We start from the raw sequence: 18244 nt of genomic DNA on the forward strand, positions 1-18244 counted from the left end.
AAAACAACAAACCAAGCGCTTCATTCTTCAAGGTTTATGTAGTATCTTTGCATTTTAGAATCATTCTGAATTAGTTAACAATTATCCAGAGTGGATTATTATACGCTGTAGGCAAAGTCTTTAAGCAATAATTTACTCCTTTTTTTCTAAATAATTATGAAATTAAATAAACAAGACATACTTAAAGCGTTAGAAACTATAACAGTACCAGGAGAAGGTCAAAATATGGTCGAAAGCGGGGCAATAACAAACGTAGTAACTTTTGCAGACGAGGTTATTGTAGACATAACAATAAAAAACCCAGCCTTACAAGCGCGTAAAAAAACTGAGGTCGAAATCTTACAAGCCATTCACAAGCTAGTGTATGAAAAAGCGAAGATTAAAGTCAATATTAAAGTGGACGCACCAGAAAAATCAGCACCAAACGTCATCAAAGGAAAACACATTCCTGGAATACAAAACATAGTAGCAGTAGCTTCTGGAAAAGGCGGTGTAGGTAAATCTACAGTAACAGCAAACCTAGCAGTAACGTTAGCAAAAATGGGCTTTAAAGTGGGTGTGTTAGATGCCGATATTTACGGACCATCAATGCCAATCATGTTTGATGTAGAGTTGGAACGTCCATTATCTACAACAGTAGATGGTAAATCAAAAATGAAACCTGTAGAAAACTACGGAGTTAAAATATTATCAATCGGGTTTTTTACAAAACCAGATCAAGCAGTTGTATGGCGTGGACCTATGGCAGCAAAAGCATTAAACCAAATGATTTTTGATGCAGCTTGGGGAGAATTAGACTTTTTACTAATTGACTTACCACCAGGTACAGGAGATATCCACCTAAGCATCATGCAATCATTACCAATAACAGGTGCAGTAGTGGTTAGTACACCACAAAACGTCGCTTTAGCAGATGCTAAAAAAGGAGTTGCAATGTTCCAACAAGACAGTATTAACGTACCAGTTTTAGGAATTATAGAAAACATGGCTTACTTTACACCAGCAGAGTTGCCTGATAACAAATATTATATCTTTGGTAAAGAAGGTGCAAAACACCTAGCTGAAGATTTACAAGTGCCTTTATTAGGAGAGTTACCATTAGTACAAAGCATACGCGAAGCAGGAGACGTTGGTCGCCCAGCAGCAATGCAAACCGGAACACCTCTAGAAAAAGCATTTGAAACAATAACACAAAACGTAGTGCAACAAGTAGTGGACAGAAACGATAATCTTCCAGCAACAGAAGCTATCAAAATTACCACTATGGCAGGATGTTCTGCAGTTAATAAAAAATAAATGACAACACAAGAACTAAGATTAAACGTAGAAAAAGCACTAGAAGAAATTCGTCCTTTTTTACAAAGTGATGGAGGAGACATAGCGCTTTTATCTATCGAGAATAACGAAGTTAAAGTACAATTACAAGGTGCTTGTACCTCATGTAGTGTCAACCAAATGACTCTAAAGTCAGGTGTAGAGATGACTATCAAAAAGTACGCACCACAAATCGAACGTGTAATCAACGTGGCGTAAAACATAAGTTTTGGCGTTACCACAAAGGTCAGGCACTCACACAGTGGGTAAGTACTGAGCTTTGTCAAAGTACATCATACTTAACGCAGTTAAAAAGCTAACAAAAGTCATAAAACAAAACCAAATCTTGTTTTACTTTTGTCAGGTACACTAAAAGCCCTAAGTAAAGGCTAAAGGTAAATTTGAAAAGAAAAAATAATGATTAAAACAGACATACTAATAATAGGAGCAGGACCAACTGGTCTTTTTGCTGTGTTTGAAGCAGGATTATTAAAATTAAAATGTCATTTAATAGACGCATTGCCACAACCAGGTGGACAATGCTCAGAGATATATCCTAAAAAACCTATTTATGATATTCCAGCCTATCCAGAAATTCTTGCAGGAGATTTAACACATAAGTTAATGGAGCAATGCAAGCAATTTGAACCAGGTTTTACACTTGGCGAGCGTGCAGAAACGATTGACAAACAAGAGGATGGTACATTTATAGTAACCACTAATAAAGGCACAAAACATCACGCTCCAGTAGTAGCAATAGCTGGTGGATTAGGTAGTTTTGAGCCTCGTAAACCGATTATTGATAATCTAGCTAATTACGAAGACAAAGGGGTTGAATACATTATTAAAGAACCTGAGTTTTACAGAGATAAAAAAGTAGTCATTGCAGGAGGAGGAGATTCAGCTTTAGATTGGAGTATTTACCTAAGCGATATCGCTTCAGAAGTAACCTTAATCCATAGACGTAACGAATTTAGAGGGCATTTAGATTCAGTAGAAAAAGTACAAGAATTAAAAAATGCAGGTAAGATTAATTTAATCACACCAGCTGAGGTTATTGGAGTAGAAGGGACTAATAAAGTAGAGGCTATTACTATAAAACAAGATGCTAAAACCTTTAAAAAAGAATGTGATCATTTTGTACCACTTTTTGGATTATCACCAAAATTAGGGCCAATTGCAGATTGGGGTTTAGAGATAGAAAAAAATGCAATTAAGGTGGATAATAGCTTGGATTACCAAACTAACATTCCAGGTATTTTTGCTATTGGAGATGTTAATACCTATCCAGGAAAATTAAAATTAATTTTATGTGGTTTTCACGAAGCAACATTAATGTGTCAATCAGCGTATCAAATTATTAATCCAGGAAAACGTTATGTATTAAAATATACCACAGTCAGCGGAGTCGATGGTTTTGATGGTACCCGTAAAGAAGCGCCAAAAGCAGTGGTAAAATCGATTCAGTAGGCAGTAAATAGTAATGAGGGAATGGCAGTACAAAAATTTGAAGACTTACTAGTTAGGCAAAAGTCGCAGGATGTAGCAATACATCTTTGCAAAGTATTTCAAGATAATAAAGACTTCTCTTTTAAGCATCAAATAGCGAAGTCTGCTAGATGTTATATTTATCAATTAGATTGCATTATTTAAAAGAGACAGAAGCTAAGATTCTTATTGAAAGTACTAACTAAATCTCAAAAATGCTACACGAACTAATAAAATCAATAAAACCTAACAACTAGCTATTAATTACTTCTCCTCATGGAACAAGACATAAATATAAAAATAACAGACAGAGATGGTGTAACACATGAAGTGCTTGCACCAACAGACATGGCAATGAACCTTATGGAAGTCGTACGCAGTTACGAGCTAGCTCCAGAAGGTACTATCGGAATCTGTGGTGGTATGGCAATGTGCGCAAGTTGTCAATGTTACGTGTTAAGTGATACGATGCTTCCAGAAATGCAAGACGATGAAGAAGCGATGCTTAGCGAAGCATTCAACGTAAAAGATAATTCAAGATTAGGTTGTCAAATACAAATGACACCAGACCTAGAAGGTCTGGAAGTCCAATTAGCTCCTGAAGAATAATTCAAATCTCATCGCACACGTCATTGCGAACATAGTGAAGCAATCTGCTTAACACTAGTAATCACAAGAACAAAACAAAACGTTACTACCAACAAAAAATAACAACACACTGCAGCTCCTCTCTTTAGTTAAAGAGCGATGATTTTTTTTTATAAAAAAAACGGAGAGTTTGCCTAAAACGCGAAGCAGTTTAAAAACTAAAGCGCAACAACACATCATCGCAAACAAAACAAATCCCAACCCACACGTCATTGCGAACAAAGTGAAGCAATCTCTTTAATATCAGCAATTACATAAACAAAGCAAATCCCAATCCAAACGTCATTGCGAACATAGCAAAGCAATCTATCTAATACTAGCAATCACAAGTACAAAGCAAAGCAATCTCTCTAATAAATAATCTGTTTCAAAAAAAACAGCAAAACCTAACCGCTATAATCCAACAAACGTCTAGGACCTTCCAGTAAAACACGCACAATTTGTAACGTACCATCTTCTTTAGTAGCAATTTGCCATTTAATCAAAGAAATCGCGCCATTTTCAATCTCAATACCAGTTATGCTTCTAGGATGCACACAACTACCATCATTAAAAAAAGCCACATCACCAGGTTCCGGAAAACGTGGTCTATGCGTATGACCAACAACAGTCATTATATTATTATTCTCAGTAATCCACTTTTTAGTTCGACGTTCGACTTTAATCAGTTCTTTATAGTTTTTTGCAGGACTAGTGGGATCTGCAATACCCATAACATTTAAAGGTTTCCAAAGGACACGTACCATAAACCGACTCCATTTCCAGAAGGTATAATTCCACCAATCCGCTTGATGACCATGTGTTAAAAATACCTCTTGCTGTGTGTCTTTATGTTTTAAAATAATAGCTTCGTGGTATTCAATATCCCCAAATAATTCTACATCTGCACCAACCTTAGGATCAAAAAAAGAATGTAAATTTTTCTTAACATAGTCAGGATCGCGATACACCATATCATGATTTCCCCAAATCATATGCAAGCGGTTTTGTTTATGAAACAGTTGCATCAAGCCATACACGTTTTTATGAGCATAAAGGATGGACTCAAACGATATGTTTTCCCACAACTCATCACCATCACCTAATTCGGCATAGTCAAAACCTTGGACATAATAATGTTTTAAGGCATGGTAATAGATGTTTCGGTTATTAGCAAAATCGTCTGCAAAACTATTATCACCACGATGACAATCGCTAAACAGTATAAATTTGGAGTCGTCATCAAACGCAACAACTTTGGCGTTGTAATAAGCGCGATCTAATTTCTTTTTTGCTGAAAACATAGTATACTTTTTCTAGAAGCAAGATAGGATTTATTTTATAATCCAAACCAGTTCACAATTCAACAACTATAAGTCATGAATGATATGTACTATAAGTAGTTGTAAGCCATGCAGGACTTTAAATAAACGACACAAAACAGGTTGTAAATTAGATTTTAAAGCTCAAATAATTAATATTCAAAGCCTTAGGTTTTAGGGTTTGTATAATCAAATAGCCCATTACGGTTGTGTTAAATCAAGTAAAATAAGCGTGGCGTCTCTTTGTTTTAATTGTGATTTGTCGTAAAATTGCACTCAAATCAATAATTTGAAAATCGGCAATACGTAATTGTTGTGTAAAAAGATTCAGTTTTAACCAAACGGAATCTATTAAAAACGGGAAAATCAATAGTAGCAGTATTACGCTTATTATAAGTTTAATACGATGTGTTTATTAAAGTTTACCTAACCAGTAAAACCACTTTAACTAGCATAAATAATACATTACAATCCCTTTTTATTTATTTAGTAAATTAGTTAAATAGCTAATTTTTAGTCAGCTACGTTTTTTTAAAACAAAGCTATAGACGTTTATTGCTATTTATGTAACTGTAAATAGTAACTAAGTTATACACAATGGATTGCGGTAAAAATGATTTTTTATGTTTAACTGTATAGCGCTATTACTATGTTAACAACAAGCTTACCAACAAACCATGAGCAGATAACACAATTTCTGAGCAACTATAAAGGCATAGTGATAATAATCACAGTAATTACCGCATTAATCATTACACTAATCGTAATGCCAAAAGTAGTGGCTATTAGTAAAGCCAAAAACTTAACAGCCTTACCAAATGGACGTACCTCGCACAAAGGGGTTATTCCTACCTTAGGTGGTGTTGGTGTGTTTACAGGTGTGGTGTTAACCATTCAAGTCGCAGCAATACTGTTTGCTAATTACAGTCAATTAATAGATTTAATGGTATTTAATGTCCTTATTTTATTACTGTTATTAGTAGGTTTGGCGGACGATATCATGAAAATTTCACCAAAACGTAAACTAGCCTATCAATTGCTAGTCGCTTCTATATTTGTAATTGCAACCAATTTAAACATCAACTCGTTTGTAGGCTTATTTGGTATTTATAAAATCTCATTACTCTCAGCCATACTGTTTTCAATATTTGTTATTGTATTAGTGATTAATGCTTATAATTTAATTGATGGTATCGATGGATTAGCAGGAGTGTTAGGAGCTATAATTTCTATTATCACAGCCTTATTATTTTATTATAGTGGTCACTTTTTTTACTGCTTGATATCCTTGGCGTTAATTGGTGCATTAATAGGCTTTTTAGTATTTAACTTTTCACGAAACCGAAAAATATTTCTGGGTGACACTGGATCAATGGTGGTTGGATTTGTATTAGCCATTCAAATGATTACCTATTTAAGCTTAGCAGGAAATAATCCTGATAAAGAAATCTTTCAAAACGCACCAGTAATAGTTTTGGCCTTATTATCCTATCCACTATTAGATACACTTAGGGTGTTTTGCGTTAGGATTTGCAACAAAAAAAGTCCATTTTCGGCAGACCGTAATCACATACACCATCGTTTAATCGACCTTGGACTAAAACACAAATGGGCAACCAGTCTTATTGCACTGTATACTATAGGGATAACACTATTGGTGTTGGCACTAAATCATTTAGCAACTAATGTAGTATTTGCGATTACTGTTCCGGTAGCTATATTTATTTTAGTCATTCCGTTTGCAATACAGAATAATTCTGGTAAGATTAAATTTGTTTTGCCTACTTTGTAAATTCGCATTAAAATAACGATCAGAATAATATTTATATAATCAAAGGGTTTTATATTAAACCAAACCTATAAAATGAAAAAAATAGCATTAATCACAGGCGTTACAGGACAAGATGGCGCATATTTAACCGAGTTTCTATTAAAAAAAGACTACATCGTTCATGGTATAAAACGTCGTAGTTCATTATTTAATACAGATAGGATTGACCATCTATATCAAGATCCGCATGTGGATAATCGTAATTTTATTCTGCATTATGGAGACATGACAGACAGTACTAATTTAATTAGAATTATTAAAGAAGTACAACCTGACGAAATCTATAACCTAGCAGCTATGAGTCACGTGGCTGTTTCGTTTGAAATTCCGGAATACACAGGTAATGCAGATGGTTTAGGGACACTTCGTATTTTGGATGCTGTACGTTTATTAGGTTTAGAGAAAAAAACCAGAATCTATCAAGCGTCAACCTCAGAGTTATACGGTAAAGTACAAGAAGTACCTCAAACCGAAACCACACCTTTTTACCCAAGATCACCTTATGCTGTAGCAAAAATGTACGCCTTTTGGATGACTGTAAATTACAGAGAAGCTTATGGAATGTTCGCCTGTAACGGAATCTTGTTTAATCACGAATCACCTTTAAGAGGAGAAACCTTTGTAACCAGAAAAATTACCAGAGCTGTAGCTAGAATTGGACTAGGCTTACAAGATAAATTATACTTAGGTAACCTTGACGCACAACGTGATTGGGGACACGCTAAGGATTATGTACGCATGATGTGGATGATTTTACAAGCAGACCAACCAGAAGACTGGGTCATTGCAACTGGTAAAACCACAACCATTCGTGACTTTGTTAAACTAGCTTTTAAACACATTGGTGTAACCTTACAATTTGTAGGCACAGGTGTGGATGAGGTCGCTATTATTAAAGAAACCACAAATCCTGACTACCAATTACAAGTAGGACAAGAGGTGTTAGGTGTGGACGCTAGATATTTTAGACCTACCGAAGTCGATTTACTTATTGGAGACGCAACCAAAGCCAAAGAAAAATTAGGTTGGACTCCAAAAATCCAGTTAGAAGAGTTAATCGAAGACATGATGTCGTCAGACATTAAACTAATGAAAAAAGAACAACTGCTTAAAGATGGTGGCTACCAAACCTTAAATTATTTCGAGTAACGTAGCACACACCTAGTAACAGTAAACAACAGCACATGTCAAGCACATTATCAAAAGACGCAAAAATATATATAGCAGGTCATAACGGAATGGTAGGATCTGCCATTTGGCGCACACTAACAGCATCAGGTTATACTAACCTAATTGGGCAATCTAGCAAACAATTAGACTTACGTAACCAAGACGCAGTCAACCAATTTATGGAAGCCACAACACCAGACGTGGTTATTGTAGCAGCAGCCAAAGTTGGCGGTATATTAGCCAATAGTCAGTTTCAGTATCAATTTTTACTAGAAAACCTTCAAATTCAAAATAACATTATAGATGCAGCACATCGTAATAACGCTAAAAAGCTAATCTTTTTAGGCAGTTCTTGCATCTATCCTAAACTAGCACAACAACCCTTAACAGAGGACAGTTTATTAACTGGACCATTAGAGCCTACTAATGAGGGTTACGCGATTGCAAAAATAGCAGGTGTCAAACTGTGTCAACACATCAAAAACCAATACAATAAGGATTTTGTAAGTTTAATGCCAACCAATTTATATGGCTCAAACGATAATTTTGACCTAAAAACATCACACGTATTACCAGCAATGATACGCAAGTTTCATGATGCCAAATTGGATAACAATGCTCCAGTAACCCTTTGGGGAAGTGGGACACCAATGCGCGAATTTTTATTTGTGGACGATCTAGCACAAGCAGTCCTGTTTGCTATGCAAAACCAGTTACCAGACCATTTGTATAATGTAGGTACAGGAACAGATATAACCATCAAACAGTTAGCAACAACCATCCAAAAAGCAACAGGTCATACAGGACCAATAATTTGGGATAGCACAAAACCAGATGGGACACCACGCAAATTAATGGACGTCTCAAAACTAAAACAAGCAGGTTGGCAATACACCACTAACCTAGAGCAAGGGATTGCAAAAACCTACCAATGGTTTTTAGACAACCACGACACCTACAAGCAAGTTAAATTATAACGTAGTAAGACTAAATGCAAAATCAAACAGACAACATTACAACAGTAGTGGACAACCCTAATAAAATAACATCAATATGTTGTATTGGAGCAGGCTATGTTGGAGGACCAACTATGGCTGTTATGGCTCAAAAAAATCCAGACATCAAAATAACAGTCGTGGATTTAAATGCACAACGTATTGCAGACTGGAATAACGACGACCTGTCCCAACTTCCTATTTTTGAACCTGGTTTAGACCAAGTCGTTAAAGAAGCCAGAGGTCGTAATCTGTTTTTTTCGACTAATGTCGAAGAGGCTATAGACCAAGCGCAAATGATATTTATTTCTGTAAACACACCTACCAAAACCTATGGTGCAGGAAAAGGGATGGCAGCAGACTTAAAGTATATCGAGCTATGTGCAAGACAAATCGCCAAAGTCGCAACCACTAATAAAATTGTAGTCGAAAAATCTACACTACCAGTCAAAACAGCGCATGCTATAAAAAGCATATTAAACCATACAGGTAATGGTGTTAAGTTTCAAATACTATCCAATCCAGAATTTCTGGCAGAAGGGACAGCAATAACAGACCTAACACATCCTGATCGTGTCCTAATTGGTGGAGACCAAACACCAGAAGGTCAGCAAGCCATACAAGCCTTAGTGGATGTGTATGCGACTTGGGTACCAAAAGCACAAATACTAACCACAAATATCTGGTCGTCAGAGCTGTCCAAATTAGTAGCCAATGCCTTTTTAGCACAGCGTGTGTCGTCTATAAATGCCATTTCAGAGCTATGCGAAGCAACACAAGCCAACGTAGAGGAAGTTTCAAAAGCAATTGGTATGGACTCGCGTATTGGACCTAAATTTTTAAAAGCCTCAGTTGGATTTGGTGGATCATGTTTTCAAAAAGATATCCTAAACCTAGTCTATATTTCTAAGTCTTTAGGCTTAAATCAAGTGGCAGACTATTGGGAACAGGTAATTATCATGAATAACCACCAACGCGACCGTTTTGCAAAAAACATTGTACAAACCTTGTACAACACAGTATCAGACAAAAAAATAGCCTTTTTAGGTTGGGCATTTAAAAAAGATACCAACGATACCAGAGAGGCTGCAGCCATTTACGTGGCAGACAAGTTAATGGACGAACAAGCCAAAATTAGCGTGTACGATCCTAAAGTATCAGCAAAACAAATGCAGTTTGATATTAACTATCTAAACACACGTACAGAAGCACAAAACCAAACCTATTTAAGTACACAAGACAATCCGTATGACGCAGTTAATGGTGCACATGCAATTGCAGTGTTAACAGAGTGGGACGAGTTTAAAACCTACGACTGGCAACGTATTTATAATAGCATGAACAAACCAGCCTTTATCTTTGATGGTCGAAACCTATTAGATAAACAAGCACTAGAAACCATTGGGTTTAAAGTGAAAGCTATTGGGAAGTAAATAATAAATGAGCAAACTAACAAATATAGTATTAGGCTTAAAACAAAACGACTTTATTAAAGATTCGTTTTGGGCATTGTTAGGTAATGTAATTGCCAAAGGAATGTCGCTTTTAGGTGCTATTTTAGTGGCTCGTTTTTTACAGAAAGATTTATATGGTGAATATGGTACAATTAAATCCACATTAACCAATTTAGCAATCTTTTCAACACTTGGCTTAGGTTATACAGCAACTAAATATATTGCACAGTATAAAAATGAAAAACCAGAACTGTTAAATACTATTACTAAGTTTTCAATGAAAATTTCGTTTGTAGTTAGTACGGTTTTAGCAATTGCGTTGTTGCTTTTTGCAAACTATATTGCATCAGATGTTTTAGAAGCACCACATTTAACTACGCCTTTAAGGTTTGTGTCTGTTTGGATTGTATTTAATGCATTAACTACAGCACAAATAGGAATACTGTCAGGTTTTAATGCCTTTAAACCTATGGCACGTATAAGTACTTATGTTGGTGTTTTTGCTTTTATAACTAGTGTCATTTTTACCTATGTTTGGAGTCTTAATGGTGCCTTATTAGCGTTGTTAAGTACACAAATATTAAACTGGTTACTTAATTATATCGAAGTCCAAAAGTACCTACCTAAAAATCAAGAATTTGTAAAAGATAAAACCTTTTTAAAGCAAATCATACAGTTTTCAATTCCTGTAGCTTTGCAAGAAGGCTTGTACGCACTAACTTCTTGGTTAATGATTTTAATGTTATTAAAATTGAGCGATTTTGGTCAAGTTGGATTGTACTCAGCAGCTATACAGTGGAGTGTCATATTGTTATTCATTCCTGGTATTTTACGTAATGTTATTTTGACACATTTGTCTGGTGTATCTAATAACCAAAACGAACATAAAAAAATTCTAAAACAAACATTAACCATTAATTTTTTAGCAACCTTTATTCCTTTTTTAATAATTTATTTTCTTAGAGGATTCGTAACTAGTTTTTATGGTGAAAGTTATGGTAAAGACTTAGAGTCCGTCTTAACTATATCACTTCTTGCGGTTGTTTTTATAAGTTTATCTAATGTGTATACCCAAGCTTATATGTCGTTAGGAAAGAATTGGTTAATGTTGGTTATGCGCTTATTTAGGGATTGTGGTATCATTGGGTTTGCTTATGTTTTAATTATCCAAAATTATTATACTGGAGCTATTGCATTAGTAATGAGTACTGTTATTATTCAAGTCTTATTTTTAATTTGTATATCCTTTGTGTTTCATAAAGTTTTAAGACCTAATATTAAAGCTAGATTAATTTAAGATGCAGATTAATATTTCAAAACTTATTAATTATTTTATTGTAGCAAACATTTTTGGATTTCCAATGGTAGTAGTGCTTAATTTGTTTATGGGCTTCTCTACTAGTATAGGTTCTATTGTTTTTAGAGCTTTAATCTTAGTGAGTGCAATACTGTTAATAGCTAATGCTATTAAAATTAAAAAACAAGTTAGCTTACAATCTAAATTACTAATCTTTTTTTGGATAATGTATAGTGTGCGGTTGATTTATGATTTGTCTTTTAGGCAGTTATATTTAAATACGACCCACTATAAGTCAGAATATTCAATATACTTGTTTGCTTTTGGTGGTATTCTATTTCCAATTTTAGCTATAATTGTAAATGCTAAATATATTAATTATAGTAAGTTGAGTAATACGTTTCTAAAAGCTTCTTTTTTGCAAGGTGTTTTAGTAGTTTTTGGATTGTATAAAATATTTGGATTAAATATAACTAAGATTGCAACGCAAAGACATTTATATATGTCAGATGAATTAGGAGAGAATCTCACTAATGGTAGTCCGTTAAACCCTATTTTAGTTTCACGTTGTGGTGCATTGTTAATTGTACTTTTTATAGCTAAAGTTTTTCTTCTGAAATCAAAAAATAATTTTTTAATCAAATATCTTTCTATTCCATTAGGTTTAATATTAATAGTTTTAGGTGGTTCTCGAGGTCCACTTTTGTCTACCATAATTATATTGTTTTTTAGTTATTTATTTTTTCTTTATGTTAATAGACTAAATACTAATAAAATTTTGAGTCAAATCATGGTTGTGTTATTATCAGGATATTTATTGTTTTTTACTTATCAAGCTTTTAGTGAAAGTATTGGTGTGTTAGATAGGCTTAATAGTTTTGATTCAAATAATAATTTAGAAACAGGTAGATCGAAACATTGGAATTCAGCTATAAATCAATTTATTGATAATCCTTTTTTGGGAGATCAAATTTTTGATAAGCACCTTTGGATTTATCCACACAATTTAATTCTAGAGTCTTTTATGGCTTTGGGAATAATTGGAGGTTTTTTGTTTGGCTATCTTATAATTAGTAATCTATTAAAGTATAAAAGTATTTTAAGATATAATATTAATGCTTTACCAGTTTTAATCTTATTTGCAGTTTTTTTGATGTTTGGTATGTCTTCAGGCGGATTATACAATAGTACAGAATTCTGGGTTACATTGACCCTAATTTCTATTTACAATATTAATAATATGAAACGATTGTCAAAGTATGAATAAAACGTGTCTTATATATAACTATGCACAACACTACAGGATAGGTGTATTCAAATTATTAGATGTTAAACTTAATATAGACTCCTATTTTGGTGATAAAATGGCTGATGTAAAGAAGCTTGATTATAATGAATTAGCCAATTATAAAAATGAATTAAAAAACATACAGATTTTTAAAGGTGTTTATTTTCAAAAAGGTGCTGTTAGGTTACTGTTTAAAAAGTATGATAACTATATTTTGTTAGGAGAATACTATAATATTAGTACGTGGTTAATTTTAATTTTAGCTAAATTTTCTAATAAAAAAGTGTTTTTATGGACGCATGGATGGTATGGTAATGAAAGTGTATTAAAACGTTTTATAAAAAAAACATTCTTTAAATTAAGCAATGGTATTTTACTTTATGGTAATTATGCCAAGGATTTAATGATAAAAGAAGGCTTTGATACCAATAATTTACATGTTATTTATAACTCGTTATTTTATAATAAGCAATTGGAGATTCGTAATCAATTAATACCCACTAATGTTTACCAATCTTATTTTAAAAACTCAAATCCAGTCCTTGTTTTTATTGGACGTTTAACTAAGGTAAAACAACTTAATAAACTTTTAGAGGCAGTCTCAAATATCAATAATAACGGTGTTTCTGTAAATGTCGTTTTAATTGGTGATGGTGTTTTAAAAGATGAATTGGTTAATTTGAGTAAAAAATTAAATATAGATAATCAGGTTTGGTTTTATGGTGCTTGTTATGATGAAGTAAAAATAGGAGAGTTAATTTATAACGCAGACTTATGTGTGTCACCTGGTAATGTAGGCTTGACTGCTATTCATACAATGACGTATGGTACACCTGTAATTACGCATGATAATTTTGCAATGCAAATGCCAGAATTTGAAGCTATAAAGCAAGGTGTGACAGGTGATTTTTTTAAATACAATGATTTTAATGATTTAGTTAATAAAATAAACCTTTGGCTTAAGAATAATAATAGAGAACAAGTACGAGTTAATTGTTATAATATGATTGATGATTATTTTAATCCCAATTTCCAATTAGAGGTTATAAAAAAAATATTAGATGAAGGAGATGTTAAGAAAGCAGTATAGAGCAGTACGTATGTATTGTTTACGTAAAAAACTAGGTTTAAAAAATGTACATAATACATTTTATTTAGGTGGTACATCTAAAGTTTCCAAAGATTTAATTGCAGGAGCTTATGCATATATTGGTCCTAATTGTTTAATATATCCTAAAGTGACAATTGGTGATTATACAATGTTGGCTAATAATGTTAGTATAATTGGTGGTGATCATAAGTTTGATACAGTTGGTATGCCAATTATCTTTTCTGGTAGAGGCGTATTAAATAATACCATTATAGGCAAAGATGTTTGGATTGGTGCATACACAAAGGTAAAAGCAGGTGTAACAATAGGTGATGGAGCCATAATTGCAATGGGTTCAGTTGTAACTAAAAATGTTGAAGCTTTTGCTGTTTATGGTGGTGTGCCAGCGGTTAAAATAAAGGATAGATTCAATAATCTAGAAGATTTAAAAATTCACGCTGATATGTTAAATAAAACACTCTTGGAAAATGGTTTTACATTCGCACAACTGTGTAAATAATTAAACAAAATATAGCATGCAAGCTGTTGCAAAACAAATGTTAGCATTGTATGATTGGATTTTAAATAAAACTAACAAACCAGATTTTATAGTTGTAGGATGAGTAATATAGAAATTGAAAAATATAAGGATAACATAACGTTAAAGAATAAAATAAGCCGAAAAATTTGGTTTGTTTTTTATTGTCTTTTATTTAGGCCTTTTTCTGGACGGATGTTTATAAAGTGGCGTAATCTTATTTTAAAAATCTTTGGTGCTAAGATAGGTGTAGGATCTATCGTATATGCTAGTGCAAAGATTTTAGCACCTTGGAATTTGGAAATAGGTAAAGAGACCTGTATTGGTCCAAACGTTAAATTTCATATTGGAAAAACAATAATTGGCTCTAAAGTTACAATTTCTCAAGGGAGTTATTTATGCACTGGTTCTCATGAAGTTAGTTCTATTAGTGTTCCATTTATATCTAAAGCTATAGTAATTCAGGATTTTGCCTGGGTTGCAGCAGAGTGTTTTATAATGATGGGTGTTACTATTGGAGAAGGAGCTGTGGTTGGAGCAAGGTCTAGTGTCTTTAAAAATGTGGATGACTGGTCTATTGTTGGAGGGAATCCAGCGCAATTCATTAAAAAAAGAATAATAAATGAACACTAAAAATTATAATCCAATACAATCAGATCCATTTTCTTTAAAGACTAAGCTTAAAGTTAAATTGTGGCAAATAATTAATAAAACATTTTTTAAGTATAGCCCATTTTTTTGTAGAAAATACAGAGTGTGGTTAATTAGACTTTTTGGAGCTGATGTAGATTGGACATGTTCTCTAGATCGTCATGCAATTATAGACCATCCATGGAATCTGAAAATGGGTCCACTTTCTAGTTTGAAAGCTAATAGTTGGACATATTGCTTGGATAAAATAACTATCGGTGAGAAATGCTGTATAAGTAAACATGTTTTTCTTTTGACAGGAAGTCATAAATTAAATTCTTTAAATTTTGATTTAATTACAATGCCTATTGTTATTAAGGATTGTGTTTGGCTTTCAACTCGAGCTAATATTTTACCTGGCGTCACGATTAATGACTTTGCTGTTATTGGTGCTAATTCGGTAGTAACTAAAAGTGTAGCTGCATTTACCATAGTTGGAGGTAATCCTGCAAAGTTTATTAAACAAAGAGAAATAAAATAGTATGTCTAAAATACCTATTACAGTTGTCGTTTCGGTTAAAAATGAGGAGTTAAATTTACCGCATTGTCTTGAAAAATTAAATCAATTTTCAGAGGTTATTGTCGTGGATTCTCAAAGTACAGATAGTACTCCAGATATCGTTAAGCAATTTGGTTATAAAATAGTTGACTTTAATTGGGATGGTAAATTTCCTAAAAAAAGGAATTGGACGTTGCGTAACGTACCACTTCAAAATGATTGGATATTATTTTTAGACGCAGACGAGTTTTTGACGCAACCATTTATTAATGAAATAGAGACTAAAACCAAACAAACAAATTATAGTGGGTTTTGGTTATGTTACAATAATTATTTTATGGGTAAAGAGCTTAAACATGGTGATAAAATGAAAAAATTAGCCTTGTTTAAAAAGAATACTGGAGCATACGAGCGTATCGAGGAAGATTCCTGGAGCCATTTAGATATGGAAGTGCATGAACATCCAATTATTGATGGGCAAATAGGTGCAATATCAAGTCCAATTATTCATAAAGATTACAAAGGTTTAGAACATTACATAGCAAGACACAACGCGTATTCATCATGGGAAGCAAAGCGCTATTTGTTTCTTAAAAAAACAGGCTTTAAAAATTTGACATCTCGTCAAAAAATTAAATATAAAGTAATTAATAGTGGATTATTACCAATGGTATATTTTACGGGTTCTTATGTGCTTAAATTAGGGTTTTTAGATGGTGTAGCTGGTTATCGATTAGCTAAATATAAAGCCAATTACTTTTTTCAAATTCAAACAAAAATAATAGAACAAAAACATAAATAATGAAACGTATTTTAATTACTGGTGGAGCTGGATTTGTTGGCTCGCATTTGTGTGAACGCTTATTAAAAGAAGGGAATGATGTTATCTGTTTGGATAATTATTTTACTGGAGCCAAACAAAATATAGTGCACCTTTTAGATAATCCTTATTTTGAGTTAGTACGTCACGATGTGACTCATCCTTATTTTGCTGAGGTGGATGAAATCTATAATTTGGCTTGTCCTGCGTCTCCTGTACATTATCAATACAATCCAATTAAAACAATTAAAACCTCTGTCCTTGGTGCTGTAAACGTGCTAGGTTTGGCTAAACGTGTTAATGCAAAAGTATTGCAAGCTAGTACAAGTGAGGTATATGGTGACCCAAAAGTGCATCCACAAACAGAAGATTATTGGGGACATGTAAATCCAATTGGGATTAGATCATGCTACGATGAAGGGAAGCGTTGTGCAGAAACCTTATTTATGGATTACCATTTGCAAAATCAAGTCGCTATAAAAATCATTCGTATTTTTAATACGTATGGTCCAAACATGAATCCTAGTGATGGTCGTGTCGTGTCTAATTTTATTATGCAAGCGTTACAAGGTCAGGATATTACAATCTTTGGCGATGGTTTACAAACACGTTCGTTTCAATACGTAGACGATTTAGTAGAAGGTATGATTAGAATGATGAATTCTGGTCCTGATTTTTTAGGTCCTGTTAACTTAGGTAATCCAAACGAGTTTACCATGTTAGAGCTGGCAGAAACGATTATACGATTAACTAATTCTAAATCAAAATTAATCTTTATGCCTTTACCTCAAGACGACCCAAAACAACGTCAACCAGATATTAGCTTGGCTAAAGCAAAATTAAATGGTTGGGAACCAAATATACAGTTGGAAGATGGGTTGACTAAAACCATAGCGTATTTTAAAACTCAACTGGCTAAAGGCTTATAACCAATGAAAATTTCAATCATAACAGCTACATACAACAGCGTCGCAACAATAGTAAGTTGTATGGAGTCTGTACTGCAACAAACCTATCCAAATATCGAGTATGTTATTATCGATGGTCAGTCCACAGATAACACACTAGAAATGGCACAACACATTAAAAGTAAATCGCCTCAGGCTAATATTGTCATTCAATCAGAAGCTGATAAAGGGATTTATGATGCCTTAAATAAAGGGATTGCGTTGGCAACAGGAGATGTGATTGGTTTTGTACATTCGGATGATATGTTGGCTAATCCTAATACCATTCAAAATATTGTAAACACGTTTAACACGCAAAAGTTAGATGGTGTGTATGGTGATTTGCAATATGTCACGCAAACCAATACAGATAAAGTGATTAGACATTGGCAAAGTCAACAATTTAAATCCAGCTTACTTAAAAAAGGATGGATGCCAGCACATCCTACCTTATTTTTAAAACGCGATGTGTATGCTAAACAAGGTCATTTTAACTTAAAATATAAAATTGCTGCAGATTATGATTTTATTTTACGCGTCTTTAAAGACCAAAGCTACACCTTTGGCTATTTACCAGAAGTGATTACCAAAATGAGAGCTGGTGGAGCAAGCAACCGTAGTTTAAAAAATATTATTATTAAATCTAAAGAAGACTACAAAGCAGTAACAGCCAATAAAGTTGGTGGATGGTACACTATTGTGTTTAAAAACCTGTCTAAAGTCAATCAGTTTTTTAAATAATGTTAAGCTATATAGTGAGACTAAATAACAAAAAACAACAACCCAAATAGCGCAACCAAAAAGGGTCAAAAAAGTAGCCCTATAGCATAGGTATAGTAACGGTATAGCAAAGGTATAGATAGTGTATGGATAG

At 33.5% G+C, this 18244-nt stretch carries 18 protein-coding genes and 1 pseudogene; 18 read left to right on the plus strand and 1 reads right to left on the minus strand.

Annotated elements, in window-relative coordinates:
• Window positions 1-156 precede the first annotated feature (156 nt).
• From V6251_RS06460 to V6251_RS06480, 5 genes are all read left to right on the plus strand, one after another.
• A complete protein-coding gene (locus tag V6251_RS06460; RefSeq protein WP_292948027.1) occupies window positions 157-1296 on the plus strand; it encodes an Mrp/NBP35 family ATP-binding protein in 1140 nt (379 codons plus the stop codon).
• Window positions 1297-1533: a NifU family protein gene (locus V6251_RS06465; protein ID WP_292948026.1), complete on the plus strand. Its 237-nt coding sequence runs from the start codon at window positions 1297-1299 to the stop codon at window positions 1531-1533.
• A gap of 198 nt (window positions 1534-1731) precedes the next feature.
• On the plus strand, window positions 1732-2784 hold the full coding sequence (locus V6251_RS06470) for an NAD(P)/FAD-dependent oxidoreductase (RefSeq protein WP_145004098.1): 1053 nt from the start codon (window positions 1732-1734) through the stop codon (window positions 2782-2784).
• Window positions 2785-2805: 21 nt separating this feature from the next.
• The gene (locus V6251_RS06475) at window positions 2806-2967 is read left to right on the plus strand and encodes a hypothetical protein (RefSeq protein WP_341587489.1); all 162 of its coding nucleotides are present in this window, start codon (window positions 2806-2808) and stop codon (window positions 2965-2967) included.
• A gap of 111 nt (window positions 2968-3078) precedes the next feature.
• The gene (locus tag V6251_RS06480) at window positions 3079-3411 is read left to right on the plus strand and encodes a 2Fe-2S iron-sulfur cluster-binding protein (protein ID WP_145004093.1); all 333 of its coding nucleotides are present in this window, start codon (window positions 3079-3081) and stop codon (window positions 3409-3411) included.
• A 425-nt stretch (window positions 3412-3836) separates the two neighbouring features.
• Here the strand turns inward: V6251_RS06480 and V6251_RS06485 are convergent, their stop codons facing one another.
• Window positions 3837-4733 (minus strand): serine/threonine protein phosphatase, encoded by an 897-nt coding sequence (locus tag V6251_RS06485; protein WP_341587490.1) that lies wholly within the window; start codon window positions 4731-4733, stop codon window positions 3837-3839.
• 784 nt (window positions 4734-5517) lie between these two features.
• Between V6251_RS06485 and V6251_RS06490 the strand changes: the two genes are divergently transcribed.
• The 13 genes and pseudogenes from V6251_RS06490 to V6251_RS06550 all read left to right on the plus strand — a co-directional run bounded on the left by V6251_RS06490 (window position 5518) and on the right by V6251_RS06550 (window position 18111).
• Complete coding sequence (locus V6251_RS06490) at window positions 5518-6543, plus strand: MraY family glycosyltransferase (RefSeq protein ID WP_341587491.1); 1026 nt, start codon at window positions 5518-5520, stop codon at window positions 6541-6543.
• A 72-nt stretch (window positions 6544-6615) separates the two neighbouring features.
• Complete coding sequence (gmd, locus tag V6251_RS06495) at window positions 6616-7731, plus strand: GDP-mannose 4,6-dehydratase (RefSeq protein ID WP_341587492.1); 1116 nt, start codon at window positions 6616-6618, stop codon at window positions 7729-7731.
• A 35-nt stretch (window positions 7732-7766) separates the two neighbouring features.
• Entirely contained in the window at window positions 7767-8729 is a 963-nt protein-coding gene (locus V6251_RS06500) for a GDP-L-fucose synthase family protein (protein ID WP_341587493.1), read from the plus strand.
• A 14-nt stretch (window positions 8730-8743) separates the two neighbouring features.
• On the plus strand, window positions 8744-10180 hold the full coding sequence (locus V6251_RS06505; RefSeq protein ID WP_341587494.1) for a nucleotide sugar dehydrogenase: 1437 nt from the start codon (window positions 8744-8746) through the stop codon (window positions 10178-10180).
• A gap of 7 nt (window positions 10181-10187) precedes the next feature.
• Window positions 10188-11498, plus strand: coding sequence for an oligosaccharide flippase family protein (locus tag V6251_RS06510; RefSeq protein ID WP_341587495.1), 1311 nt, complete (start codon window positions 10188-10190; stop codon window positions 11496-11498).
• A 1-nt stretch (window position 11499) separates the two neighbouring features.
• On the plus strand, window positions 11500-12765 hold the full coding sequence (locus tag V6251_RS06515) for an O-antigen ligase family protein (RefSeq protein ID WP_341587496.1): 1266 nt from the start codon (window positions 11500-11502) through the stop codon (window positions 12763-12765).
• Entirely contained in the window at window positions 12758-13876 is a 1119-nt protein-coding gene (locus V6251_RS06520; RefSeq protein ID WP_341587497.1) for a glycosyltransferase, read from the plus strand. Before V6251_RS06515 ends, V6251_RS06520 begins: the two co-directional genes overlap by 8 nt.
• Complete coding sequence (locus tag V6251_RS06525; RefSeq protein ID WP_341587498.1) at window positions 13848-14396, plus strand: acyltransferase; 549 nt, start codon at window positions 13848-13850, stop codon at window positions 14394-14396. Before V6251_RS06520 ends, V6251_RS06525 begins: the two co-directional genes overlap by 29 nt.
• A gap of 99 nt (window positions 14397-14495) precedes the next feature.
• A complete protein-coding gene (locus V6251_RS06530) occupies window positions 14496-15047 on the plus strand; it encodes a putative colanic acid biosynthesis acetyltransferase (RefSeq protein ID WP_341587499.1) in 552 nt (183 codons plus the stop codon).
• Between the two features lie 406 nt (window positions 15048-15453).
• Window positions 15454-15573, plus strand: a pseudogene (locus tag V6251_RS15535) (type B chloramphenicol O-acetyltransferase); the annotation flags it as partial.
• A 13-nt stretch (window positions 15574-15586) separates the two neighbouring features.
• Window positions 15587-16405 (plus strand): glycosyltransferase family 2 protein, encoded by an 819-nt coding sequence (locus V6251_RS06540; protein WP_341587501.1) that lies wholly within the window; start codon window positions 15587-15589, stop codon window positions 16403-16405.
• Window positions 16405-17352: a UDP-glucuronic acid decarboxylase family protein gene (locus V6251_RS06545; RefSeq protein ID WP_341587502.1), complete on the plus strand. Its 948-nt coding sequence runs from the start codon at window positions 16405-16407 to the stop codon at window positions 17350-17352. Before V6251_RS06540 ends, V6251_RS06545 begins: the two co-directional genes overlap by 1 nt.
• Window positions 17353-17355: 3 nt before the next feature.
• Window positions 17356-18111 carry a glycosyltransferase family 2 protein gene (locus tag V6251_RS06550; RefSeq protein ID WP_341587503.1) on the plus strand — a complete coding sequence of 252 codons (756 nt, stop codon included), beginning with the start codon at window positions 17356-17358 and terminating at the stop codon, window positions 18109-18111.
• Window positions 18112-18244 lie beyond the last annotated feature (133 nt).

The sequence above is a fragment of the Olleya sp. Ti.3.14 genome (assembly GCF_038154885.1).
In the GTDB taxonomy this organism is placed as follows: Bacteria; Bacteroidota; Bacteroidia; order Flavobacteriales; family Flavobacteriaceae; genus Olleya.

What these genes read in the sequence shown, in the direction of transcription:
- V6251_RS06460 (WP_292948027.1), top strand. Translation starts at nt 157, where the DNA reads ATGAAATTAAATAAACAAGACATACTTAAAGCGTTAGAAACTATAACA.
- V6251_RS06465 (WP_292948026.1), top strand. Translation starts at nt 1,297, where the DNA reads ATGACAACACAAGAACTAAGATTAAACGTAGAAAAAGCACTAGAAGAA.
- V6251_RS06470 (WP_145004098.1), top strand. Translation starts at nt 1,732, where the DNA reads ATGATTAAAACAGACATACTAATAATAGGAGCAGGACCAACTGGTCTT.
- V6251_RS06475 (WP_341587489.1), top strand. Translation starts at nt 2,806, where the DNA reads ATGGCAGTACAAAAATTTGAAGACTTACTAGTTAGGCAAAAGTCGCAG.
- V6251_RS06480 (WP_145004093.1), top strand. Translation starts at nt 3,079, where the DNA reads ATGGAACAAGACATAAATATAAAAATAACAGACAGAGATGGTGTAACA.
- V6251_RS06485 (WP_341587490.1), bottom strand. Translation starts at nt 4,733, where the DNA reads ATGTTTTCAGCAAAAAAGAAATTAGATCGCGCTTATTACAACGCCAAA.
- V6251_RS06490 (WP_341587491.1), top strand. Translation starts at nt 5,518, where the DNA reads ATGCCAAAAGTAGTGGCTATTAGTAAAGCCAAAAACTTAACAGCCTTA.
- gmd (WP_341587492.1), top strand. Translation starts at nt 6,616, where the DNA reads ATGAAAAAAATAGCATTAATCACAGGCGTTACAGGACAAGATGGCGCA.
- V6251_RS06500 (WP_341587493.1), top strand. Translation starts at nt 7,767, where the DNA reads ATGTCAAGCACATTATCAAAAGACGCAAAAATATATATAGCAGGTCAT.
- V6251_RS06505 (WP_341587494.1), top strand. Translation starts at nt 8,744, where the DNA reads ATGCAAAATCAAACAGACAACATTACAACAGTAGTGGACAACCCTAAT.
- V6251_RS06510 (WP_341587495.1), top strand. Translation starts at nt 10,188, where the DNA reads ATGAGCAAACTAACAAATATAGTATTAGGCTTAAAACAAAACGACTTT.
- V6251_RS06515 (WP_341587496.1), top strand. Translation starts at nt 11,500, where the DNA reads ATGCAGATTAATATTTCAAAACTTATTAATTATTTTATTGTAGCAAAC.
- V6251_RS06520 (WP_341587497.1), top strand. Translation starts at nt 12,758, where the DNA reads ATGAATAAAACGTGTCTTATATATAACTATGCACAACACTACAGGATA.
- V6251_RS06525 (WP_341587498.1), top strand. Translation starts at nt 13,848, where the DNA reads ATGAAGGAGATGTTAAGAAAGCAGTATAGAGCAGTACGTATGTATTGT.
- V6251_RS06530 (WP_341587499.1), top strand. Translation starts at nt 14,496, where the DNA reads ATGAGTAATATAGAAATTGAAAAATATAAGGATAACATAACGTTAAAG.
- V6251_RS06540 (WP_341587501.1), top strand. Translation starts at nt 15,587, where the DNA reads ATGTCTAAAATACCTATTACAGTTGTCGTTTCGGTTAAAAATGAGGAG.
- V6251_RS06545 (WP_341587502.1), top strand. Translation starts at nt 16,405, where the DNA reads ATGAAACGTATTTTAATTACTGGTGGAGCTGGATTTGTTGGCTCGCAT.
- V6251_RS06550 (WP_341587503.1), top strand. Translation starts at nt 17,356, where the DNA reads ATGAAAATTTCAATCATAACAGCTACATACAACAGCGTCGCAACAATA.